Genomic DNA, 23,920 nt, shown 5'->3' with positions numbered 1-23,920 from the left:
TACCGGCTTTCGTTCAGCAAGTGTAACCAGTTATTCAATACATTCAACCGAATGAAGGCGGTTTATTTACGCAAACGTTACCGATGCGTGGCAGGAAACGACAGTAGAAATTCAACCTGGGAATTGGTAATACCCGGCAGAAGGGTAAAGATAGCGGAATATGATCAGGCCCAGCAGGCGGCAGCGCCCACAATATGAGCATCTTCTCCCAGCAACGCGATGCGCACAGGAATACCGATAGAGCGGTCCTGAAGCGCATTTTCCAGTTCCGGCAGAAAGTACGGATGGCTCTTCGCGATGTTACCGCCCAGCACAATCACTTCGGCAGGGTGCGAAGGCAATACTTCTTCAATAAAATCGGCCATCTGAAGGGCGAATTCCTGGAAGATCTCCGTAATGGATGGATCCTGCGGGATCCGCTCTACCAGGGCTTTTGTGTGCGGCAGTTCATGGCCCGACTGTAACGCGTACCGTTGAACGAACCATCGGGATGCCAGCAGATCTTCTGCAATGAGGCCTTTGAAGGGCATACGCCAGAGATCGGCATCCACCACTTTGTTCTGGTGATACCAGGCAGAGCCGAGGCCAGTGCCAAGCGTGAGGCCCAGTGCACTTTTGCTGCCACGGATTGCGCCACCGGTGATCTCACCGCTGAGAAAACACTGCGCATCGTTCATCATGCGTATATCTGCAGGCTGGATACCCAGGCGGGCAGCCAGCAATTCTTTGAGATTCAGGCCATACAGCTGATCGTATTTGCCCTGGTCTTTGATGTAGCAGATCCCGGTTTCATAATCAACCGGGCCGGGCATGGCAATACCTATCTTTCGCCGGGGCAGCGGTATATGGTGAGTGCCCCAGGCGCCTTCGATGGCGGATGCCCAGGTATCGATCACACGCGCGGCTTCTTCCTGCGACTGCACAGCCTTTCTGATCATGGAACCAGGGACAAGGGTACCGGACTGAATGTTCACGAGTGCGGCTGTGATATGTGTTCCGCCGATATCTACTCCGGCGATCAGATCTGTATTCATGAGAATTTGTATGAAACCTGCTAACTAAATCGTTTTAGCAACTACGGGTGAAGATAATGAAAAAACTGAAGGCAACTAAAAAATCCGCTCTTTCGTATCGGTGGGCAAACAGTTGTTACCGGTCCGTCATATCATCCGGCTGCTGCAGCCGCGCGAGCAAAGGCAATGGCTATTGCTGTTACTGGCTGATCTATGTATCAGCCTGCTGGATATTGCCGCCCTGGCATTGCTGCTGGCCCTGGTTGATCTCTATGCCAATGCTACCGGTATTCACTTCCTTCATTTCAGCTGGTGGGATGCCCGTACAGCCTGGCCATTGCTGCTGGTGTTGCTGATATTCAGTGTGAAAGCACTGGCCGGATTCCTGGTATACCGTAGCCAAAGCCGGTTTACGGGGAAGGTGGCCACCCGGATCAGCGGAGCACATTTGCAGGAATTTCTGAGCGGTCCATTTACCCGGTACAGCCGGCCGGATACAGCCGGTCTCATGCGGCGGATCAGCCATTCCCCTATCGATTTCTGTCAGCATGTACTAGGTAGCTGCAACCAGTTGTTCACGCAGGGGGTGCTGGTGCTCGGCACCCTGGCCGCCATCAGCTGGTATAATATCCTGCTGCTGCCATTGCTCTGTCTATTGCTGCTTCCTCCCGCCCTGTTATTGTACCGGGTGGTAAAAAAAAGAATGCAGGATTTGCGGGCGGCAGCCAAAAAGGAGATCGACCTGGCCCTGCAGTATTTACAGGAAACACTGAATGGCTATGTGGATGCGAATATCTACGAGGCAGGTCCTGTACTGCATGCCCGCTACCTGCAGCAACAGCAACGTTTCAACCGGAACGTGTCCGGCATACTGACCGTGCAGGGCATTCCGCCGAGGGTGATCGAGCTGGCAGCGCTCACGGGCATTACATTGGTGATCCTCCTCCTGCAACTCCATTCCAAACCTGCACAGCAAACCATCATTACCCTGGGAGCCTTTCTGGCAGCAGCTTACAGGATCATCCCCGGGTTGGTTAAAATATTACAATCCGCCAGCGAACTGCATTCATGGAAATATACCATTGACGAATTGCAGCCTGCTGCGCCAATACTTTTAACGGAGGGTGAAGATATATCTCCAGTTCAATCCATAAGGTTTACGGATGTATATTTCGGTTATAACGCCGCGTTGGTACTTAAAAATATCAACCTGCATTTTGAAGCCGGTACTATCACGGGTATCACGGGGCTGTCAGGAAAAGGTAAGACCAGCCTGCTGCAGATGCTACCGGGATTTACCGAACCGGTATCAGGCAGTATACTGCTGAATGAGTCGGTATCAGACATTCAACAGCGGAAACAGCTCAGGAGCCGTATTGCCTATGTGCCGCAACAGCCTTTTCTTTTACATGACACACTGCTCTTCAATATCACCTTCTCGCCACACAACTATGATGAGGAAAGATTACAGAAGGCGATCCGGCTAAGTGGTCTGCAATCTTTGGTGGAGTCGCACCCTGAAGGCATTCATTTCATCCTTGAAGAACAGGGCAGGAATCTAAGCGGCGGGCAGCGCAAGCGTGTGGCGCTGGCCAGGGCGTTTTATAAGGAAGCCAGCATCCTGTTGCTGGATGAAGCCCTCAACGAACTGGATTTCCAATCCACCACCCTGCTGATGTTTCAGCTCCGCGAAGCGGCCGAAGCCGGACAAATGATCATCATCGTTTCCCATCACCAGCATATACTCGATCACTGTCATAAAATATTTTCTATTGGTCCAGCCAGCACCAGATACCATCATCATCATTACCCCGGCATTTCCCCGCAATGAATCGGAGGACTGGTGGGTACCTTCACAGCAATTGCTGGTGCAGTCCATGCAACGGCAGTTCCCTGAAATGTATATTGTGATATTGCCCCTGCTCTACCCAAAAGAGATCACATCGTATGAATGGCATGGATGCCAGGTAAAATCAATTCATGGCCTTCGTTTTTCTAAACTGCTGCGTCCGCTGCGGTGGCGCAAGGCATGGCAGGAGCTGACTATTTTCAGGAAGCAACACAATATAAAAGGCATTGTAAGTTTCTGGTGTGGCGAATGCGCAGCCATCGGTCACTGGTTCGGAAGACGGCACGGCATCCGCCATATCAGCTGGATCTGCGGACAGGACGCTGAAGCGGCTAACCAGTTTCCGCGCTACTTACGTTTACGGTCAACCGAACTGGCAGCCATGAGCCATTTCCTGGCCGATAATTTCACGCGCAATCATGGCATCAGGCCGGCGTATATCATTCCGAATGCGGTGGATACCGCTTCTTTCCCTCACTCTGAACAACTCGTAAGAGATATCGATATTGCCGGCGTGGGCAGTCTTGAACCGCTGAAACGTTACCCGCTCTGGGTGGAGCTGGTAGCAACACTTCAGCAATCCATTCCGGATATCAACGCTGTTCATTACGGCATGGGCGTTGAGCAGGAACATTGTCAGCAGCTGATTGCGCAATATCAACTGGAGCAACATTGTAAACTGGCAGGCCCGCAGCCACATAACAGCATCCTGCGTGCTTTACAGCGAACTAAAATACTGCTCCACACTTCCCGTTATGAAGGCTGCAGCACAGTCTGCCTGGAAGCCTTATATGCAGGCGCAAAAGTGATCAGTTTCACTTATCCGTTCCAACAGCCAGTAAGCAACTGGCATGTGGTTACAACGAAAGAAGAAATGCTGGAGCGTGCGCATGAACTATTGCAGGATGCAACACTTGAATATCAATCTACACTCATTCATTCCATGGATGCATCAGCCAGGGAGATGATGAGACTCTTCGGGTATGCCCAGTCGCTCGCGCCCCCGCGAGCGACTGCAGCACTCTGAGTAAAGGTGGGCGAATGATAATTTCAACACCTGTTCCGGCGTATACCGCGTGAGACAATGCACATCCCCGTAAGGGCATTCCTCCAGCATGCAATTGCCACAACTCAGATCAGAGGAATCCAGCAGGCTGGTATGATCACCCAGTGGCCGCGACCAGTCGCTTCGCGTGCCGCCGAACAGTGCCAGTAAAGGCACACCGGATACCCAGGCCATATGCATTAGTCCGGAATCTTCTGTAAGCATGAACCTTACTTCCTGCAACAGCGCAAAGGCCATCAGCGGTGATGTTTTTTCTGAAAGATCGATAAGCTTATCGCCCAGTGCGGCTTTCAGTTCTTTGGCTTTGAGGCTGATAAAGGAAGTACCGATAACAAGGAAAGATGTATCAGGCCGCTGCTTCAACCATAACTCCGCAAACCGGACATAATTGAACAATGGCCAGTTGCGTGTGGGAAATGCGGCAGCGGGATTGAGCAATACAAGTTCTTCGCCCTTCCAGCCATGGCTGAACAATAATTCACGTATGGGCAGTTTCTCCTTCAACTGAAAATCATAATCCGGTTGAATAGTAAACTGCATTGCTGCTTCAATGGTAAGCCTGGTACGCTCACCTGCCGCACGCGGCGATGTTTTATCGAACTGGCTCCAGGCACGCGGCCTGATCAGCCGGCGTACATACCGGCTGATAGGATTGTTCTGCAAATCCAGCACCATATCATACTGCTGCCACAATAACTGCGGCAGCAATGCAGCTGCATACAATACCTGCTTCTTAAAATTACGGCCGCCGCCGATGGAGAAAATTTTATCGAACAGCTGAATGCCGCGTGGCACGGGGTCCACCTCATCACGGGTGAGCAGGTGCAGTTCCGTACCAGGCAAAGCTTGCTTCAATGCCTGCAGATAAGGAAGCGTGATGATCATATCACCCATCGCCTGCAAACGAATAGCAAGGATCCGCCGTGGCGGATGTTTCCTGTCCCAGGGCCTGGCCGGGATATATGGATCAGCTGCCATCTTCACTGCTTATTAATTTGATAGAGATAGAGATCAGATCCTTTTTCAATGCTCCCCTCCAGTTCACCGATCAGCAAGGGATGGAACTCCCGCATAAAGAGAGGGTCCAGATTCTTCAATTGCCAGGGAGATACTGTAGAGATCAGGCAGACCGTATCTTGATCAGAGTGCCGGAACCATTCCCTGATACCGGCATCGTAACGGTGCTTTTGCTGCCGGATAAGCGCAAAATCGTTGCCCCATACAACAAAGCTCACCTCTTTTCGCAGGTCGATGCAATACATGCTCCTGTTGGCGAAAGCAGCCACGGCATTGAGCGTCCAGTAATCTGTTACAATGGGAATTCCGGGAGGAGCAGTATTCAGCAATCCATTGACAGCAGGTAATTGAGAGAAGGGCTGCCGGAGATCTTTCGGCAGCATGATGAGCGAGCCGATGAGTTGGATGGCCAGTAACCCCTGAACGATCCTGATTTCTTTTTTGAGCGGTTCCTGTTCAGCACAAAACAACCACCAGGCAACGATCCATCCTATAAACAAAAAGCCGGTGTACCTGAGCGTGGAAGCAGGAAAGATAATTGCGCTGAAACACATAATAAGCAGACAGTTACAGGCAAACAGCATCCATGCTTTCTGGTTTCGTTTCAATACACTGCCTGCCAGCAGCAGTATTCCAATGCTTATGAACGGGGTCCCAAAACGCAGCCAGCGCCATTCCTGCTGCCACTGCAAAACAAACTCTGTATTCCAGCAATGAGGCTCCCACCAGGCAACTACGGGTACCCATGCACGTAAGGGTGCCTGTATTGAAACTACAGCCTGACTGAACTCCCAACGGCTCAGAAAGAATTGAAGATTTGTCTCGCCTTCCGGAGGCGGAAATACAAACCAGACGGCAGGCAGCAGCAACACCAACCCGGCACAGGCAGTCAGCCACCGGAACATTTTCCTTTCCCGCAGCAATAACATGTAATACAAATGAAGGCTTACGGCCATGAAAATGCCATAGATATGCGTAAAGCTCAGTATGAATAACGGCAGAAAATATAACCACTGGTACGTTGCACCCCGTCTGCGGATCACAGCAAGCAACAAAAAGATCAGTAAAATGGCCAATGAATAATTCCGGCTCAGCACACCGTATTCATACAGGAAGAAATAACCGAAAGGCAGCAACAATTTAGTAAGAAATGAAAACGGACTTCCGAAGACCAGCATCCGGCAAACCAGGGCGGCAATCACAAAATGCAGGGCCTGCATGAACCAAGGATCAGCAGTGAACCTGCTGAGTATAAAAAGCAATAAATGCCAGAGGGGTGGATGTCCTTCGTAGCGCGTGCTCCGGAAAAGCTGACAGAGATGGTTACTGCCTTTCGCAATATTCCAGGCATGTATTTCATCGCCCCATAATTCATGCCGGCTGATGCCCCATGCGGCGAGCACCAGGTAGAGGATAAAGATCCCCCAAAGGAAAAGCCTGTTATGTTCAGCTATTTCAGTCCGTATATTCATGTAAAAGCAATGCAGCCATCAGTAGAAAGCCTGAATTATTGTTCTGCCAGCCTTCGCCGCCAGCCTGTAAGGATTACGGTTAAAGAGGATCAGTCGGAAGGCCTTCCAGGATGGCCGGAGCATCTGCCAGTCCCCTACGATACAAAAGCCGGAAAAGTTTCCTGCCAGGCTCCAGAGCAGCCAGAATTTTATTGGCCGCTGATCCCGCCTGATCTTTTTTCTGAAATGGTCCAGCGCCAGTACTCTGCGGTAATATTGAAGAGGTCTTTGCAGGCGGTTCTGCTGCTCCCTGTGGTGAAACACTTTTGCAGCCGGCAACAGGTGCACCGGCGCAGGCAGGCTGACCGCCACACCGTAATGGTCGCCGATGCCATGCGGATCCAGCACTTCATCATAAGGGCATTGCAATAACCAGCTCCTGCGCAACAGGGCTGCCCCCAAACCAAAAGTGGGTGTAAGTACATGCCCGCCCTCAAAATTTGTGATTACCGGCCAACCGGCCCTCGACAAATGATTGCCCTTTCTCTGATAATACTTTTTGATATATGCCACCGGCCAGACATTACTTGTCACCTGCACCGGCCCCCAGATACCCGTACCGAAAACAAAATGCCTGATCAGTTGCCTGGCACTGACCAGTGGATAGGCAGACACCCAGTTGCCCTGCTCCTGTTGTAACACCAGGCCGGAAACGGCGCCACATGCAGGGTGCAACTGCATATGCTGCACCAGTTGCTGCAGGTAATCTTCGGTTATTTCAATATCATCGTCGCACAGAAAAACAAGCTCGCCTTCAGCCAAACGGATGCCGGCATTACGCTGCATGCAAACAGAGCCTGGCAGGGAACTGTAATACCGGATATCGAGTGCTGGAAATGCATGCAGGTCAGCATCTGTAAGCTTCTCCTCCCCTGCATCCAGTATGATGATTTCCAGCAAGGGATAAGCGGAAGCCTGCAATGCCCCGAGGGTTTGCAATAAAGAGCGCCTGCGGTTGCAGGTAGGTATCACAGCGCTGATGGTCATATTATTACTTTTTAAAAAAGAAGCCGGAGGCAACCTGCCTTCCTGCCATCCCGTAGCTTATATGATGAATACCATGCGATCCAATCCTCCGGTGCTTTTTTCGCATTCTTATTTTCTGCAACTTGATCCGAAGCAGCTGGCAGCGGCTCAGCCCTATCCGCCGCTCGGCACCCTGTATGCAGCCGCTTACCTTCGCGCTAACGGATTACCTGCCGCCCTCTTCGATACCATGTTCTGCAAGGATCCTGTTGCTGTAACTGCCGCCCTGGAAGAACACCAGCCTGATATTTTCGTACTCTACGACGATGGCTTCAACTACCTCACCAAGATGTGCCTCACCAATATGCGTGAAGCTGCTTTCACTATGATACGTATCGCAAAGCAAAAAGGTTGCACAGTGATCGTTTGCAGTTCCGACGCCACCGATCATTTCCAGGAATACCTGCAAAAGGGCGCAGATTTCATCATTATCGGGGAAGGAGAAATAACACTGCTTGAATTGATAACGTCTATCAATAAGCGAACCAATGATTTCAAAACGATAAAAGGGCTGGCCTTTTTGCAGGAGGGCCAGCCGCTGAAAACGCCGCCAAGGCCGGTGCTCCGCAACCTGAACTCCCTGCCCATAGCCGCCTGGGACCTGGTGGATATGCAGCAGTACCGTACTACGTGGATACAGAGCAGCGGCTATTTTTCGCTCAATATGGGCACCACCCGTGGATGTCCCTATAAATGCAACTGGTGCGCAAAACCTATCTATGGCAACCGCTACAATGCCCGCTCACCGCAGCAGGTGGTGGCGGAGCTTACATACCTCTACCACCTCAGTCCGTTTGACCATATCTGGTTCTGCGATGATATCTTCGGCCTCAAACCCGGATGGGTGGAGGAGTTTGCTGTTTTACTGCAACAGGCGGATTTCCGGTTCAGGTTCAAGATCCAGTCGCGCGCAGATCTGCTCACCAACCCCGGTTATGTGCAGGCACTGGCTGCTGCCGGCTGTGAGAATGTGTGGATGGGCGCAGAGAGCGGGTCCCAGAAAGTGCTGGATGCCATGGACAAAGGCATCACCATCCAGGAGATCCATACCGCCACACAACTGCTGAAAGAAAATAAGATCCATCCTTCTTTCTTCATCCAGTTTGGCTACCCCGGCGAAACCCGCAGCGATATCGATCTTACCATCAACATGATCAACCGGCTATTGCCTTATGAGATCGGCATTTCTGTTTCCTATCCCCTGCCTGGTACTCCATTCTACGAGAAGGTGAAGGAGCAGCTGAAACAGAAAGCCAACTGGACGGACTCTGACGAACTCCGGCTCATGTTCAGCAACACCTATAAACCTGCTTTCTACAGGCAGCTGCACCGTTATGTGCACAAGAGCTACCGCAAACACCTGGCATTACAAAGCCTTACCCAGTTACTGAAACATCCTGCGCGAATCAGCAGGCAGGGCATCCGCAAAGCGGCCAGTCTGGCCTGGTATCTTCCTGCTGCACTGATCGCCAGAAAAAAACTACAATCCCTGCAAGCATGAACCCGATAGTGATGACTCCGGAACAATCGGCCGCTGCTGCATTTTCAGAGCAGTCGGGACTCTTTGATGAGCTCTATACGGGCAACCTGATTGTGGATTACAAACGCAGAAGGGTAAGATCGCATGTGCAGCAATGGCTGCCAACACAGAGCAATATCCTGGAACTGAATGCCGGTACGGGGCAGGATGCACTGTACTTTGCATCGGAGGGACATACCGTGCATGCCACAGATATTTCCGAAGGCATGCAGGCTGTGCTCAGGAAAAAGGTCAAACAATTACAGCTATCCAATACCGTTAGTGCTGAAATTTGTTCTTTTACTGAACTCGGAAAATTAAAGAACCGGGGGCCTTATGATCTCATCTTTTCTAATTTCGCCGGTCTCAACTGCACCGGCGAACTGAACAAAGTGATCCATGAATTTGATGTTTTGCTGAAACCAGGTGGTATTGCCACGCTGGTGCTCCTGCCGGGTTTTTGCACCTGGGAATCTTTGCTTTTATTGAAAGGTAAATTCAGAACAGCTACCCGCCGCTGGTTCAGCAGCAAAGGGGTGAAAGCGCATATTGAAGGACATTATTTCACCTGCTGGTATTATTCCCCGAAACGCGTGAAAAAGATGTTGCCGGAAAATTTTGAAGTTCTGGGACTGGAAGGGCTCTGCACCATCGTTCCTCCTTCATATATCGAGGAATTCGGAACGAGGTATCCTCGTCTATTCCGCTGGCTATGTATTCAGGAAGACCGCTTGAAGAGCAGCTGGCCATTCAGGAACACAGGTGATTATTATATACTGACTGTGCGCAAGCGGATCAGCTGACCATCACATAAGGTTGATCCAGTAATTCAGCTACGCGCTTCTGGTAGCGGGCCAGCAGTGGTTCCTGGAAATGAATGGGGTTGGGCTTACAATAATGTTTATCTGCATCCAGTCCCATTCTGCCTCCCTTCATATTGAGCTGAAAATTATCTTCTTTCTGTTTCCAGCGTTTGGTAGTAAGGCGCATGAGAAAGTTATCCAGCTGATCACCCATCCGGTTGCTGAACATCCACTCTGCTATTTTCTTCAGTATACCATCTTTTCTTACCGGGGGTAGTTCTTTTCCGGCATAAGATGGCAGGAATTCCTGCACCCATTCATTGGCATGGAAGAAATCTGGTAATGCATCCGAGCCTGCAACAGGAAGTAATGTGAGCATTTCGATGGCGGTGAAATAATTTCTTTCCCGGATCAGCGGCATGCTCTCATCCACATAATAGTTCATGCAGAACCAATGTTGTTTGCCTGCCAGGAAGCTCAGCTTTTTCAGCAGGTGCATACAGGTCCTTGCGATCCACAGCCTGCCTGGTTTGGTGATGATAAAGAAGTCCAGGTCTGCCTCCGTTGACGCCACTTCCTTGCTGAGGGAACCGGAGATACAGATACCACTTACATAGGGAAAGCGGCTCAGCAGTTTTCCGATGCGATGCGCCACCGGTAATAATTCTTTTGCATGTGCATTGTATTGCTTTCGTCTGTCCACATATGCAGGTTGGTTCTGCAAAGCATAAAATCCGTTGTGATTGAACACACGATGCTCCTGCAGCAACTGCTGTAATGCAGACTGCAATTCAGTTTCAGCAACGGGCTGGTCCAGAAAAAAAAGCAGTTCCTGCGCCGTCAGCGGGTGCTGGAACAATTCAAAATAAGCAAGCGTGCGTAAAATGCTATGCGCAACAGGTATTGGCATACACATGAATTTTTAAGCGGGATGAGTAATCGGCGGACAAGGCAACTATTTATGTATGCCTTCGTATTCAATTGTAAATACTGGTGATTGTAACAAAAGGTTGCCGGCAAAAAATAATCACATGCGGAGCGTCATTCCTATTCAGATGAGTGTAAGGAACAGGTCATTCTATTTCCTGTTCAAGCGCCTGGCCGACCTGTTGTTATCACTTACAGTTTGTATGCTGCTCCTGAGCTGGTTAATTCCCCTGATGATATTACTGATCCCGCTGGATACCGGGGGTACTCCTTTCTTCATACAATACCGGAGAGGCCGTTACGGCCGGCTGTTTCCCTGTATCAAATTCAGAACGATGGTGCCCAACCGCCAGGCCAACTGGTTACCGGCATTGGAGAATGATCCGCGCATCACCAGGATGGGAAGATTATTGCGTAACTGGAACATCGACGAGCTGCCGCAGTTCATCAATGTGCTGAGGGGAGAGATGAGTGTGGTGGGGCCGCGGCCCCATATGCAATCCGATTGTGATCGTTTTTCGGTTGTTGTTAACCGTTATAACAGCCGTCATTTGCTGCGGCCGGGTATCACGGGTATGGCCCAGGTGCGGGGATATCATGGTCCGGCGCTGGATGAAATATCCATCCGCATGCGTTACAGCTGGGATATCTGGTATCTCCGGAACTGCTCGGTGCTGCTGGATCTGCGGATCCTTGGGAAAACACTTACACAAGTTTTTAAAACGCGAAAGCAATATTCTACTACACTGCCGGCATCAAACACCGTGCAATACCCGCAAAAGGTCAATTCTCTGATGCAGTAAAATCCCACCATATAGTTTTTCCGTAAATTGTTTTGCCGGTAATGATATTACCTGTAAAATTGTAACCGGATACGATCATTTCTCTTAGTAGCTTCATCAATTGGGATAACGAATTTCAACTTTATTAAGGCTCACGAAGTAAGCGGGACCTGATGACCGGGCTTGCGGCTGTCTGGCTGTAAGTAATGCCTGTACCGGCCCATCACTATGCAATAGGTAAATCCCCCCGCTTCACGTACGATTTTAAGCTCATGTGCAACATCTCCGGGTGTTGGTAGGCATGTGTTGCCTGTACCTACCGTACTGGTACGTTCAACACAATCGTGTAACCATCACCGCAACCAATTTTTTGTTCAAGGAAGTCTAACTAAAAAGCGAAAATGAAAGAGCAATTTCCCGGTGACACGGGCTACACGTACGCGCCGGAAACCACAACCAAAGAAAGCATCACGATGCATCTGGAGTCATCACCACCTTCTTCTTCCGATCCGGAACAGGCCATGGTTGCCGATCTCAGGCGGGGCAACAGCCAGGCGATGATCTCCTTCTTCAATCTTTATTATTCTCCCCTCTGCTATTTTGCAGAACGGATGATCCATGATCGTCCGGCTGCGGAAGACATTGTGGAAGATACATTCATGAAACTCTGGAAGAAGCATACCGACTTTGCCAGCATCCAGAACATCAAGGCCTTTCTTTACATCACCACACGCAATGCCTGTCTGAACCTGCTGAAACAACAACAGCGGGATGCCAGTTCCCGCAGGGAGATGGCATATCTCAACGGGGATGCTGATGATTTTGTGTTGAACAATATCATCCGCACGGAAGTGATGACAGAGATTTACCGGCAGATAGAAAAGCTACCTGCGCAATCCAGAAAGGTTTTGAAGATGAGTGTGTTCGAGAACATGCGTAACCATGAAATAGCGGCTGCGCTTGATGTGAGCATTCATACGGTAAAGAACCAGAAAGTGCGTGCCATGCAATTACTGAGAATGAATATCTGCAGGCAGCATCCGGGCGCATAAAAATAAATTTACACTATCGATAGTACCAAAGACAGTACTTGTTGTTTCTATAATATATCAACAATAGCAATTGAAAAACCGAGATACTGCTCAAAGCCTATTGAACCATGAATAAATTATTCCATTTTTAAAATGGTTAGTTTTTATCGCATGTGACTGTTTGGTTGGGTCACAACCGGGGAGTGTTTCTACTCTCCCTCATTTTTTTCACTGTTACGTTTCAACCAGCAGACCTGTCCTTCCTATTAGTTTCTTGCCCTTACAATAACCTGATAAGTCTATCATTCGCGGTTTTCTAAACAAGGCTGGGGGCCGGGATAAGCCCGGTCCCTATTGCCTTTTTGAATATCCTTCCTGAAATTTTCTGCATAAAAAAATCCGGGGTACCGGAAATGCCACAAATCGGATTACTCCTCTCATGCACCCGGTATCTTCCTGTTATGTAGACCCTCTGCATCCTGTACATAACTGTCAGACACCTGTATGGCATGCTTTCATTGCATTCCGGACACCCGGACCTATAAGTTGAATAAAGTGAAGAGCTGCTATCGGTGCCCCGTCTGACTGGCTGCCGGCTTACGGCAAACCAGACTTTTACATACTATTCTTTCCCTCATAAATATCCAACCGATTGCGAAAGTCTGGTTACGTATTCGGGATAAAAACTTTCTTTTTTTTACATCCACCCTAGTACATCTTCCTGTTTTAGTTGTCTTATTATATACAGGTCCCGCATAGGCAGATCCGGGGATTGATCAAACCTTTCATTTAAAAACAGTTCCCCATGAACGAGCATCAAGTGGCAGGAGCATTTCATACTGCCAACCTTATCATCAGGCATCTTAAAGGAGAATTGTCTGAGCAGGAACTCACTCAACTTCATCACTGGATCAATAGCAGTGATAACAATTATGACCTGTTTGAGGCATTGAAAGATGCGGATGCCACGCATGTATCCTTGCAGGCATTGCGGTCTTACTCAGCAGGCGAAGCCATGTTGCGGTTTCTGCGTAAAACGAATGCAGGCTGAATTATTTTCCCCGCTTCATGGCGCTGGGCGGGAAACCCATTCTTTTTTTGAAGGCAGCCGTAAAACTGCTGACATTTTTATAGCCGGTTGCAAAAGCGATTTCATGAATGGGAGTATCTGTTTCCGTAAGTAATGTTCTGGCCTTCTCCATCCGGGCTTCCAGCAGGAAGTCGAATATCGTAACGCCATACAGCTGTTTGAATCCCTTCTTCAATTTGAAATCGTTGATGCCCACTTTATGGGATAGCTCTATCACCGTGAGCGGGTGCTCCATATTGGCCAACAGGTATTCCCTGGCTTCCCTTATCTTATCAATATCATACTGATGCAGCCTGATCTCTGTGGCTCCGGCCGTTCCCGGCGCAATACGTGTGAAGGCCAATAACAACAGTTCCGACACCTTATTGCGGAGGTAAAGCTCTTTCACTTCCCCTACGTATTCATTATATAAGAGATCCCGTATGATGGTGATCATTTCAGGTGTGAGACTGGTATTGACATTGCTGAGCAGCGACGTTTCCCCGTTATCGGCTTTTTCAAGGAATTGCTGCAGGGCAGTGAAATACGGCGCATATACATCCAGGTAAGTTCTGCTGAAACGGAAAGTGAGGGTGATATGTTCTTTCACTTCCTCCATACCTGCCTGCACGTGCAATGATGGCGCACAGCACATATTGAGTTGCCCCTCAGCAAATTTCAAAGGACCGATTTCTTCCACCTGGTAGCGGATATGCCCGCGGAGTACTATATGCATATCCAGCAGCGGCCCGCCGATGGCAGGCTTCAGCACGGCATTCTTTTCAAGTGTATACTGCTGGTGCCACAACGTGAACCAGGGTGTTTTAATCTCCGATAAAAGGATGGATCCCCATGCCGCTTCTGCCAATACGGGATGGGAGCCGGGCAGTGGCTGGTGGTGATAGGATGAAGGTATCTTGCTTGTATAGGAAACAGGTTCTTTAAAACGGATCATCGTCCAATTTTTAACACTACCATTCGAGCAAAAACGAACAGGAACAAGAAAGAAATAATTCCTGCGAAGGAGAGGTGCAGAGTCCCCCTGAACAATATGCGTAAAGTTAATCAGGTTTTCTCAAACCATGATCAATACAGGTGTTTTCACGGGTATTCCACCTAAGTGAATACCTATAAAAGGTGGTAAGTGATTGAGCCTATCCGGCTGTTTTTTTTGATACTATTGATTTTTATCACCACGCATCCGGCGCAAAAGGCTCAACATAGCCTCTTTGTTCCAGTTGCTGAAACGGCCGCGCTGGATCACCAGTTCATTGTCTTCCGGATTCTGCAGAAAATAATGAAATACGAAACGGGCATCGGGATTATTCCATCCGATCATCTGCCCGAACCGGAGATCGTTGAACACAAGGGTGCTATCCCATCGCTCCACGGTATAATAGCCCTGCGAAAAACGAATCAGCCTGTGCGTATCTTCCTCATCCTTCACTGGTTCCAGCAATTGTGCATTACGCGGAAAATAAGTGAACTGCATACCGGTATCCCTGTCGAAAAAACTGCGATAACCCAGGTGGTAACCCGCAGTGTCTTCCATGATCACATACCAGAGTACATTATTGAGAGGAGTGGGTGTGCTTAAATACCTGTTGTACTGAATACCATGCCTTGCTGCTATCTGCTTCACTTCACGGTCTGTGGCCGTTTTGCTCACCACACCAAATCCAAGATAGATCATACTCAGCGCAATCGATGCTTTCACCCATTTCAACCGTGCTTCCCGGTTATCGCGCTTCATAATCAGTAATGCCACAAAAGCAATGCCGGGCCAGATGCTGAACAGCGGGTCCGCCACAAAAAGGAAATGGAAACCAAACCGGTGATGACTGAACGGTTCAAGCCATCCGGTGCCATAAGCATTCATCGCATCCAGCAGTACATGCACCAGCATTTCTGTTCCGAAGAACAAGAGCCATTTCTTTAAAGAGATATCATGCGGCCGGTGGATACGTTCCGCTATCAGAGCCATCAAAGGCGTGATCAGTATTATAAATAAAAAAGAATGTGTGAAGCCCCTGTGCGCCAACAGATCATTGACGGGGTTCAACCAGAAAGAGGAGATAAAGTCGATATCCGGTGCGCTTTGCATCAAAGCGCCCCAGAACAGGGCTTTCTTCCCCACCTGCTTGCCAGCAAAGGCTTCGCCGATGCAGGCGCCGAGTACTATATGCGTAAGTGAATCCATAAGGCTTGCTCCAAAAGTAACGGATTATAAGTATATTAGCTCACTAACTGTACACCATTCCCCCTTCTCATTCACATGACATTACTGATTGTGTTCTGTGCATTGCTTGCTCTCATTCTCCTGATCACCTGGGGTAAATGCAATGCCTTTATCGCCTTCCTGGTTATTTCCATTGCAACGGGATTATGCCTGGGAATCCCGCCTGGCAAAATCACAAAATCAGTACAGAAAGGTATAGGAGACACGCTGGGCTCCCTGGTTGTGATCATCATGCTGGGCGCCATGCTGGGCAAACTGGTAGCTGCCAGTGGTGCCGCCAAACGAATCACCGATGTGCTGATGAAAGCTTTCGGCGAAAAGAATATCCAGTGGGCGCTGATGCTCACCGGTTTTATTGTAGGCATTCCTCTCTTTTACAATGTTGGTTTTGTATTGATGGTGCCATTGATCTTTTCCGTTGTCTACCAATACAAATTACCTGCCGTATATATTGGTCTCCCCATGCTGGCATCACTTTCTGTTACACATGGGTTCCTTCCTCCACATCCATCGCCCAGTGCGCTGGTTGGACAGTTCCATGCCAATATGGGCCTTACCCTGCTCTATGGTCTGATAGTAGCCGTTCCTGCCATCATTGTGGCAGGTCCTGTATTTGCCCGCAGCCTGAAGAATATCAGATCCGTTCCCCTCCAGACCTTCCAGCCGCCTGTTCTGCCGGAAGCGGAGATGCCTGGTCCGGCCAATAGTTTTTTATCCTCCCTCCTGCCCGTGATATTGCTGGCAGTGACCGCCCTGCTGCCTCTTATCCCAGCTACACAGGAAGGCGCCTGGCCTTCGCTGATAGCTTTTGTGGGAGATCCCATTACAGTGATGCTGCTTTCCGTGATCGTTGCTACTTATACCCTGGGCATTGCCAACGGAAAAAGCATGAAAGCAGTGATGGATATTTATGGCGATGCCGTGAAGGACGTAGCCATGATCGTACTCATCGTTGCAGGTGCAGGCGTACTGAAACAGGTACTGGTAGACAGTGGCGTGAGTGATACCATTGCCACCCGCCTGCAGAACTGGCCCATCCATCCGCTGGTACTGGGATGGCTGATCGCCGCTGTACTGCGAGTATGCATCGGTTCGGCCACTGTGGCCGGTCTTACCACAGCAGGCATCATTGCCCCCACCATCGGTCAACTGAATGTGGAACCTAACCTGATGGTACTGAGCATCGGTGCGGGCAGCCTGATGTTCTCGCATGTGAACGACGCAGGATTCTGGATGTACAAAGAATATTTCAACCTCAGCATGAAAGACACGCTCCGTTCCTGGAGCCTGATGGAAACCATCGTAGCAGTTATGGGACTGATCGGCGTGTTACTGCTGAACCTGGTAGTATAGCAATAAAAAAAGAATAATGACAAACACAGATACCAACTGGTACCTCATCAACGATATCGATCAGCTGGATACACCGGCCCTGGTAGTTTACCCTCAGCGTGTGCAGCAGAATATCATACAACTCATCAGTATGATCAGCAACGTACAACGGTTACGTACACACGCAAAAACACATAAGACCAGGGAAGGCGCCCTGCTTCAGGTGAAGGCAGGAATCCGCAAGTTCAAATGTGCCACCATCGCAGAAGCCGAGCTGCTGGCACAGGCCGGAGCGCCTGATGTTTTGCTGGCCTATCAGCCCACAGGCCCCAAACAGGAACGTTTCTTCACACTCATAGTTAAATATCCGGATACAAGCTTCAGTTGCCTGATCGATAATACCGGAACGGCCACTCAGCTGTCTGATCATTTTCTCAGCAATGGCAGGGTGTTGCCTGTTTACATCGATCTGAACGTTGGGCAGAACCGCACCGGTATCCATCCGGATAAAGCATGGGCTTTGTATGAAGCAGCGGCAGCCCTGCCGGGTATTGAACTGAAAGGCCTGCATGCCTACGATGGACATATCCATCACAAAGAACTGGAAGAAAGAAGAAAACTGGTGGATGCAGCCTACGAGCCGGTAGCAGCCCTTGCGAAAAAAATAAAGGATAAAGGATTTCCTGAGCCAGTCATCATTGCGGGCGGCACACCGGGATTTCCTGTTCACGCGCAACGCCCCGCCATTGAATGCAGCCCGGGCACTTTCATTTTCTGGGACAATGGATATTCAAACGAATGCGCGGAACAACCATTCATGCCGGCTGCCCTTGTTGTAACGCGAGTTGTATCGCTGCCCGATGCCGGTAAGATCTGCCTTGACCTGGGACATAAATCTGTAGCGGCAGAAAATGAACTGACCAAACGTGTAGTATTCCTGAATGCACCGGCATTGAAAGCAGTAAGCCAGAGTGAAGAGCACCTGGTGCTGGAAGCAGGCGCAAACCATCATTATAAAGTGGGAGATGTACTATATGGGATGCCGCAGCATATCTGCCCAACCGTGGCGCTATACGAAAGAGCCATCACTATTGAAAACGGATGCATAAACGGTGAATGGAGGATCGCTGCGCGGGACAGAACTATTACGGTGTAATGCAAATTCGCAGGGTGTGCCAGTTTCCCGCGTCCCCGCGAGTGACCTCTGTTTGCTCGCCTCTGGCAAGCACCGTGTCGCCGGAGGCGACGGAATATAAGTAACTCGCGGGGACGCGAGCTACTTGGCATACCCTGATTATAACCCCGCCACCATCAGGCTGCACCCACGTATATCACTGTTATCAACCCTTCCCTGCACTTCAAAGCTGCCATCTTCATACACACGGCCTACATCTTCCGTGGCAATGAAACAGCAGGAGTAAATATTGGCCAGGTCAATCACATTGATGATACCGGTGCCGGATGACCGAACATCCAGCGGGTCGTCTTCCAGCCTTACACTTACTTTCATCCAGGGCGGTGTGAGAAAAATACCTTCCCCTTTCGAATATCCCTGCGAAAGCAGTTCAGTCATGCCATATTCAGAATGCACCGCATCCAGCTGAAAGGCCGTCCTGAGGATATCATGCACTTCCTGCCGGGTCATTTCTTCCCTTCTCCCTTTCATCCCTCCGGTTTCCATGATGATGGTGTGCCTGAGGGGCATGGGGAATTTCTCCGCAAAATCCAGGAGCCCGAAAGTAACACCTATCAGCAGGGTCTTCTGTTGTTTGGATTCAAGTTCCTGCAATACAGCGGCGAGTTTTTCGTGTTCATACAGGTAAAAGCCGCTGCTGGTATGGCCGCTGCGGCGGATCAGTTCATCGGCCATCACTACCAGTGAGGAATTGCTGCGCTCCAGGTAGGATGGCAGGAGCCCGATAATGCACCATTCAGATACGGGGCCATAGAATAATTCGAAGGCCTTCATAAAACTGTGCTGATAGATGGCCATGCTTTTCACGGAATGGCGACTGTTGATGGTCTGGGTAGTGCCGCTGCTCATAAATACGGCCTCCGGCTGAAAGCTGGTAGTGCGCACATCACGCGTTTTGAAGAACTGGATGGGCAGATAGGGAATATCCTCCACCCTTTGTACATCATCCCCAACTATTTGCAGCGCATTTACGTATTCACGATATACGGAATTATGTTCATATTGAAACCGGAACAGTTCCAGGGCCAGTTGGCTGAACCCTGCCTGGTCCGCTAAAAAAACTTTATCTTCATATTTAGAATTCATATACAGAGCGTAAGGGACAAAGCCATTAAATTTGTAGTCAACCGAGTAATGAGTATGCGTATATTATCATATTATCGTCTGATCCTCCTGATCCCGGTGGCCATCTTATTCACGATGAGCTGCGGCAAAGATAAGCTGAGATCCAAACCGAGTATCAAACTAAAATCCATCAGTACCCGTGAGCTGGATTCCCAGGGCAATCCATACCTGGTGGTTGAATTCGATTATGCGGACAAGGAAGGGGATATCGGCAATCCTTACGGGCTCTGGCTGGAAAAGACCAGACTGAACCAACGCCTTACCGCCTTAACCGGCAATGATACATTCTCCCTGGGCGTGCCTGAGCCCGTAGTACCAAGAACGGACGGACAGATCGAAGCACGCATCCAGGCACAGGACCTCTTCCAGGCCCAGGACCCCGGTAATCCGGCTGAGCCGGACAGCATGAACCTCCGCTTTGTGTTGAGGGATGCAGCCGGCAATACCAGTGATACCCTCGACGCAGGTATGATCAGTGTGATTCGCTACCGGTAATGTTCAGATATATCTTTCAATTTTTCCTGTTCACCAGCCTGTTCATCTCAGGCTGCGCGCTACTGATGGTCAACCAGACCAATCAATTGCTTCAACTGCAATATGATATTCCGGACTACCTGCTCTTTGTATTCTTCGCTACCCTCTGCAGTTACAATTTCCACTGGTATCTCACGCCCGGTATGCCTTCGGAAACCCTTCGGATCAACTGGACCCGCAGGAACAAACAACTCCACCTGGCCCTCTTCATAGTAGGGCTCACCGGATCGGCCTGGTACTTTTTCCATTTCATCCAACACTGGTTCTGGCTCATGGGATCCGTGGTGCTCACCTTTCTGTACTCCGCCCCCAAGCTCAATTTCTTCCCCTTTCCTTACCTGCGGAAAATAGCGGTGGGCAAGACCATCTTCCTGGCTTTTGTATGGATGTATGTAACCACCTTCCTGCCCATCGCCATCGATAACAACCACTGGGAGCTGCCCGCTACCCTGCTTTGTATCCACCGTTTCTTCCTGATCTATGCCATCTGTATCATTTTTGATTACCGCGACAGGCAATGGGACCGTGAACAGGGGATCCGCAGTATGATCACCCGGTTCAGTGAAAAGGGCGTAAATGCCATTTTCGTGGTATCCTTACTGTTATTTGCCGGCTCAACCGCCTGGTTCTGCTCCCTGGAGACAGGGTGGCTGAGCTTCTTCATACTTTTATTGCCAGGTATCATCACCGCCCTGCTCTATCCCTATGCCAGGAAAAGTTTCTCCGATTACCTTTTCTACTTCGTTTTGGACGGCCTGATGATGCTTTCTGCGCTATTGATGCTTTTCCTGCCTTCGCATTAATACATTATGCTTTATCTTTCGGGCCTAAGCAATGCCTATGCTCCAACAATACAGGCTGACGGTGGCTTCCCTGATCTACCTGGTCTGCTGCCTGCTGCTTTATCCTGCCTATCGATTCATCTTCGATGATGATGGTATCGGCTATATGATGGTGGCCCGCCGCCTGGCGGAGGGCCACTGGCAGCAAGCCATCAACGGGTACTGGAGTCCGCTGCACTCCTGGCTGGCATTCCCGCTGGTAAAAGCCGGACTCACAGAGATCACGGCTTTCCGCATCACCAACTGGATCACCGGCTACCTGATACTGGTATGGATCCACAGGCTGAGCAACAGAACAAACCTGGCCCTGAGCCTGAAGACCGCCCTGCTGCTGGTATCCATCCCTGTAACCATTCACTATGCCATTTACGAAGTAGCGGCCGATGTGCTTTTCTGCTGGCTGGTACTGGTATATATCGATCTGATCACCCGGGAGAAATTCATACAGAGCCTCCCACTCAACCTGCTCTGCGGCCTGCTGGGCGCCTTACTATATTTTTCCAAGACCTATGCATTCCCCTTCTTTCTCCTGCACTTTGTGGCCATCCAGGTCTTGAGCTTCAGACAGAGCGCCGCAGCGGAAAAAAAACGCTGGATGATCAGGAACCTGGCAGCAGGCATCGGCATCTTTTTACTGGTGTCCGGTCCCTGGATCACCATTCTTTACCAGAAATATCACACCCTTACCATCGGTTACTCCGGCAGGATCAACCAGGATGTTCACCTGTATTCCCGTCAGCTGACCACGGACGCCCTCGTAGCGCCGCCTCCATACGAAGATTCACCGGGCTCCTGGGAGGATCCCATTTCCATTCCCATGGAGCGCACACCCGGAGAACATTTTTTCCGTCCTGATATCCTGGAGAAGCAGGCCAGGCTCTTTCTCACCAATGTGATAAGGGGCGTGAATGCCTTCAATCACCTCAGTTTCCTGGCCCTGGCCATCCTGTTCGGGATGGGCATTTACCTGCAACAGCAGCGGGACAGGGTACTAAGCATATTTTTTCTCACGGCGGTATTGCTCCCTCTCGGCTACCTGCTGGTATTCATTGAAAGCCGGTATATCTGGCCGGTCAACCTGCTGCTGCTCATCGGGGGAGCCTGCCTGATGCAACACGTGCTGGGCAGGATGCGGATCAGGGGCAATAGGGCCATCATCTGCTGGGCAGTCTTTTTCAGCAGCTTTCTCCTGAAACCCGTTGACCAGCTTAAGGATGCTGTTGATGGCAACCAGGAACTTTTCCAGCTGGCAGACTTTGCACGGGAAAAACATATCAGTGGCAGGTATCTTTCATCAGACAATGCCGATTACAGCATGGTGCCCAAACTGGCCTTCCTGACCCGGAGCAGCAGCTGGAGTCTGCTCAGATCAGGCGCATCCTGGGAAGAAACCCTGCAGGCCATGCGAAACAATGGCATCGGCTATTATTTCTTCCGCTACAACAATGCCCGCGAAATGCAGTTGTTTATGGAAGGCGCCCTTTATAAAGCGGCGTACAAAGTGCATGATGCAGGTATCTGGAATTTGGTGATCCTGGAGATAAAATGAGGCGGCGAGCGCCAAAAATCTGTACTTTTAATTTTCTGAACATCTAAATGAAGCACCGATTATGGCGAAAGCATCCAAAGAAAAATCCATCCTCACCAGTAAGAGCTTAGAATTTTTTCAGAAATATATCAATAACGCCTCGCCCGTAGGCTTTGAAAGCAGCGGGCAGAAACTCTGGCTCAACTACCTCAAGCCATACGTAGATACCACCTTCACAGACCCTTATGGCACAGCAGTAGGTGTGATCAACCCGAAAGCCACTTTCAAAGTGGTGATTGAAGCACATGCCGATGAGATCAGCTGGTTTGTAAACTATATCACAGCAGAAGGTCTTATCTACCTCAAACGCAACGGAGGCGTGGATCATCAGATAGCGCCCGCACAGCGTGTATTCATCCATGGTAAGAAAGGTCCGGTAAAAGCCGTGTTCGGATGGCCTGCCATTCACACACGTATCCATAATGAAGGAAAAGAAACCCAACCGAAAGTAGACAATCTCTTCCTCGACTGCGGCGCACGCAACAAGAAAGAAGTGGAAGACCTGGGCATCCATATCGGTGCCGTGGTTACTTACCAGGACGGTTTCGATGAACTGGCGCACGATTATTATATCGGCCGTGCATTCGACAACCGGGTAGGCGGTTTCATGATCGCAGAAGTGGCCAGGCTGCTGAAAGAAAACAGAAAAAGCCTGCCGTATGGCCTTTATGTGGTGAATGCAGTGCAGGAAGAGATCGGACTGAGAGGCGCGGAAATGATCGCCCGCCGCATCAAACCCGATGTGGCCATTATTACAGACGTTACACATGATACCTATACGCCCATGATCAACAAGATCATTGAAGGCGATGTGGCCTGCGGCAAAGGACCTTCACTGGCCTATGGCCCCGCAGTGCACAATAAACTGCTGCAACTGGTACAGGATGTGGCCGAAAAAGCAAAGATACCCGTTCAGTTACGCACCGTGAGCCGCAGCACTGGAACAGATACCGATTCTTTCGCTTACGCGAATGATGGATGTCCTTCAGTGCTCATCTCCATACCCCTCCGTTATATGCACACTACCGTGGAAATGCTGCACAAGCGCGATATCGAACAAACGATACAGCTCATGTATGAAACAGTGCTGTCATTAACACCAAAAACAAATCTCAGTTACCTGTGATCAATTCCATCTTCTTATATCTCGATCCCGGCAGCGGTAGTTATCTGATACAGATGATTATCGCTGCTGTATTGGGTGCACTCTTCTACTTCAAACATATCTGGTGGAAAGTGAAAGCCTTCTTCTTTAAGTCTAAAAAGAAAGATGCGAACGGAGAAACCGAAAGTTAAGCCATGAAAGAAAAGCTTAGCAACAAGCCTTATTTCCTCATTCTGTTCCCGTTATTCTTTGTACTGCATGGCTATGCGGAATATTACCAGTTCTTTCAGTTCAGTGAACTGATCCTTTTCCTGCTGGGGATCACTTCCGCTTCGCTCATTCTCTGG

At 49.8% G+C, this 23,920-nt stretch carries 22 protein-coding genes; 14 read left to right on the top strand and 8 right to left on the bottom strand.

Annotated features, from left to right (window positions below):
* Positions 1-164: 164 nt before the first annotated feature.
* Positions 165-1,034 carry an ROK family protein gene (locus ACTHMC_RS23965; protein ID WP_440417095.1) on the bottom strand — a complete coding sequence of 290 codons (870 nt, stop codon included), beginning with the start codon at positions 1,032-1,034 and terminating at the stop codon, positions 165-167.
* Between the two features lie 100 nt (positions 1,035-1,134).
* Between ACTHMC_RS23965 and ACTHMC_RS23960 the strand changes: the two genes are divergently transcribed.
* Complete coding sequence (locus tag ACTHMC_RS23960; RefSeq protein WP_440417093.1) at positions 1,135-2,844, top strand: ATP-binding cassette domain-containing protein; 1,710 nt, start codon at positions 1,135-1,137, stop codon at positions 2,842-2,844.
* The gene (locus ACTHMC_RS23955; RefSeq protein WP_440417091.1) at positions 2,786-3,889 is read left to right on the top strand and encodes a glycosyltransferase; all 1,104 of its coding nucleotides are present in this window, start codon (positions 2,786-2,788) and stop codon (positions 3,887-3,889) included. The genes ACTHMC_RS23960 and ACTHMC_RS23955 overlap by 59 nt, the downstream gene beginning before the upstream one ends.
* On the opposite strand, the gene ACTHMC_RS23950 is transcribed toward ACTHMC_RS23955, so the two are convergent.
* The 3 genes from ACTHMC_RS23950 to ACTHMC_RS23940 are packed head-to-tail and all read right to left on the bottom strand — an operon-like array spanning position 3,815 to position 7,443.
* The gene (locus ACTHMC_RS23950) at positions 3,815-4,906 is read right to left on the bottom strand and encodes a glycosyltransferase family 9 protein (RefSeq protein WP_440417089.1); all 1,092 of its coding nucleotides are present in this window, start codon (positions 4,904-4,906) and stop codon (positions 3,815-3,817) included. The two genes, ACTHMC_RS23955 and ACTHMC_RS23950, sit on opposite strands and share 75 nt — an antisense overlap.
* 2 nt (positions 4,907-4,908) lie before the next feature.
* Positions 4,909-6,417: a hypothetical protein gene (locus ACTHMC_RS23945; protein ID WP_440417087.1), complete on the bottom strand. Its 1,509-nt coding sequence runs from the start codon at positions 6,415-6,417 to the stop codon at positions 4,909-4,911.
* Between the two features lie 18 nt (positions 6,418-6,435).
* Positions 6,436-7,443: a glycosyltransferase family 2 protein gene (locus ACTHMC_RS23940; protein ID WP_440417085.1), complete on the bottom strand. Its 1,008-nt coding sequence runs from the start codon at positions 7,441-7,443 to the stop codon at positions 6,436-6,438.
* Here ACTHMC_RS23940 and ACTHMC_RS23935 point away from each other — a divergent pair.
* Together ACTHMC_RS23935 and ACTHMC_RS23930 are read left to right on the top strand one after the other, a co-directional pair.
* Positions 7,436-8,983, top strand: a complete 1,548-nt coding sequence (locus ACTHMC_RS23935; protein WP_440417083.1) for a B12-binding domain-containing radical SAM protein — start codon at positions 7,436-7,438, stop codon at positions 8,981-8,983. The genes ACTHMC_RS23940 and ACTHMC_RS23935 overlap by 8 nt on opposite strands.
* A complete protein-coding gene (locus tag ACTHMC_RS23930) occupies positions 8,980-9,804 on the top strand; it encodes a class I SAM-dependent methyltransferase (protein ID WP_440417081.1) in 825 nt (274 codons plus the stop codon). Before ACTHMC_RS23935 ends, ACTHMC_RS23930 begins: the two co-directional genes overlap by 4 nt.
* Here the strand turns inward: ACTHMC_RS23930 and ACTHMC_RS23925 are convergent.
* The gene (locus ACTHMC_RS23925) at positions 9,797-10,714 is read right to left on the bottom strand and encodes a hypothetical protein (RefSeq protein ID WP_440417078.1); all 918 of its coding nucleotides are present in this window, start codon (positions 10,712-10,714) and stop codon (positions 9,797-9,799) included. The two genes, ACTHMC_RS23930 and ACTHMC_RS23925, sit on opposite strands and share 8 nt — an antisense overlap.
* A gap of 121 nt (positions 10,715-10,835) precedes the next feature.
* Here ACTHMC_RS23925 and ACTHMC_RS23920 point away from each other — a divergent pair, with 121 nt between their 5' ends.
* The 3 genes from ACTHMC_RS23920 (at position 10,836) to ACTHMC_RS23910 (ending at position 13,595) form a co-directional block, all read left to right on the top strand.
* Positions 10,836-11,534 carry a sugar transferase gene (locus ACTHMC_RS23920; RefSeq protein ID WP_440417076.1) on the top strand — a complete coding sequence of 233 codons (699 nt, stop codon included), beginning with the start codon at positions 10,836-10,838 and terminating at the stop codon, positions 11,532-11,534.
* Positions 11,535-11,914: 380 nt separating this feature from the next.
* A complete protein-coding gene (locus ACTHMC_RS23915) occupies positions 11,915-12,565 on the top strand; it encodes an RNA polymerase sigma-70 factor (protein WP_440417074.1) in 651 nt (216 codons plus the stop codon).
* A 784-nt stretch (positions 12,566-13,349) separates the two neighbouring features.
* On the top strand, positions 13,350-13,595 hold the full coding sequence (locus ACTHMC_RS23910; RefSeq protein ID WP_440417072.1) for a hypothetical protein: 246 nt from the start codon (positions 13,350-13,352) through the stop codon (positions 13,593-13,595).
* 1 nt (position 13,596) lies between these two features.
* Here the strand turns inward: ACTHMC_RS23910 and ACTHMC_RS23905 are convergent, their stop codons facing one another.
* Together ACTHMC_RS23905 and ACTHMC_RS23900 are read right to left on the bottom strand one after the other, a co-directional pair.
* The gene (locus ACTHMC_RS23905; RefSeq protein ID WP_440417070.1) at positions 13,597-14,568 is read right to left on the bottom strand and encodes a helix-turn-helix domain-containing protein; all 972 of its coding nucleotides are present in this window, start codon (positions 14,566-14,568) and stop codon (positions 13,597-13,599) included.
* Positions 14,569-14,790: 222 nt separating this feature from the next.
* On the bottom strand, positions 14,791-15,813 hold the full coding sequence (locus ACTHMC_RS23900) for a metal-dependent hydrolase (protein WP_440417068.1): 1,023 nt from the start codon (positions 15,811-15,813) through the stop codon (positions 14,791-14,793).
* A 75-nt stretch (positions 15,814-15,888) separates the two neighbouring features.
* On the opposite strand from ACTHMC_RS23900, the gene ACTHMC_RS23895 reads away from it, so the two are divergent.
* Complete coding sequence (locus ACTHMC_RS23895; RefSeq protein WP_440417066.1) at positions 15,889-17,205, top strand: gluconate:H+ symporter; 1,317 nt, start codon at positions 15,889-15,891, stop codon at positions 17,203-17,205.
* Positions 17,206-17,221: 16 nt separating this feature from the next.
* Positions 17,222-18,340 (top strand): D-TA family PLP-dependent enzyme, encoded by a 1,119-nt coding sequence (locus ACTHMC_RS23890; RefSeq protein ID WP_440417064.1) that lies wholly within the window; start codon positions 17,222-17,224, stop codon positions 18,338-18,340.
* 138 nt (positions 18,341-18,478) lie between these two features.
* Here ACTHMC_RS23890 and ACTHMC_RS23885 read toward each other — a convergent pair whose 3' ends face one another.
* Complete coding sequence (locus ACTHMC_RS23885; RefSeq protein WP_440417062.1) at positions 18,479-19,465, bottom strand: LuxE/PaaK family acyltransferase; 987 nt, start codon at positions 19,463-19,465, stop codon at positions 18,479-18,481.
* Between the two features lie 54 nt (positions 19,466-19,519).
* Here ACTHMC_RS23885 and ACTHMC_RS23880 point away from each other — a divergent pair, with 54 nt between their 5' ends.
* The 5 genes from ACTHMC_RS23880 (at position 19,520) to ACTHMC_RS23860 (ending at position 23,764) form a co-directional block, all read left to right on the top strand.
* The gene (locus ACTHMC_RS23880) at positions 19,520-19,999 is read left to right on the top strand and encodes a hypothetical protein (protein WP_440417060.1); all 480 of its coding nucleotides are present in this window, start codon (positions 19,520-19,522) and stop codon (positions 19,997-19,999) included.
* Complete coding sequence (locus ACTHMC_RS23875; RefSeq protein ID WP_440417058.1) at positions 19,999-20,841, top strand: UbiA family prenyltransferase; 843 nt, start codon at positions 19,999-20,001, stop codon at positions 20,839-20,841. Before ACTHMC_RS23880 ends, ACTHMC_RS23875 begins: the two co-directional genes overlap by 1 nt.
* A gap of 37 nt (positions 20,842-20,878) precedes the next feature.
* Positions 20,879-22,429, top strand: a complete 1,551-nt coding sequence (locus tag ACTHMC_RS23870; RefSeq protein WP_440417056.1) for a hypothetical protein — start codon at positions 20,879-20,881, stop codon at positions 22,427-22,429.
* A gap of 61 nt (positions 22,430-22,490) precedes the next feature.
* On the top strand, positions 22,491-23,594 hold the full coding sequence (locus tag ACTHMC_RS23865; protein ID WP_440417054.1) for a M42 family metallopeptidase: 1,104 nt from the start codon (positions 22,491-22,493) through the stop codon (positions 23,592-23,594).
* Entirely contained in the window at positions 23,591-23,764 is a 174-nt protein-coding gene (locus ACTHMC_RS23860; protein WP_440417052.1) for a hypothetical protein, read from the top strand. The genes ACTHMC_RS23865 and ACTHMC_RS23860 overlap by 4 nt, the downstream gene beginning before the upstream one ends.
* Positions 23,765-23,920: the final 156 nt, after the last annotated feature.

This window comes from Pseudobacter sp. (assembly GCF_051955275.1).
Lineage (GTDB): Bacteria > Bacteroidota > Bacteroidia > Chitinophagales > Chitinophagaceae > Pseudobacter.
This window is presented reverse-complemented; position numbering and strand designations above follow the sequence as displayed.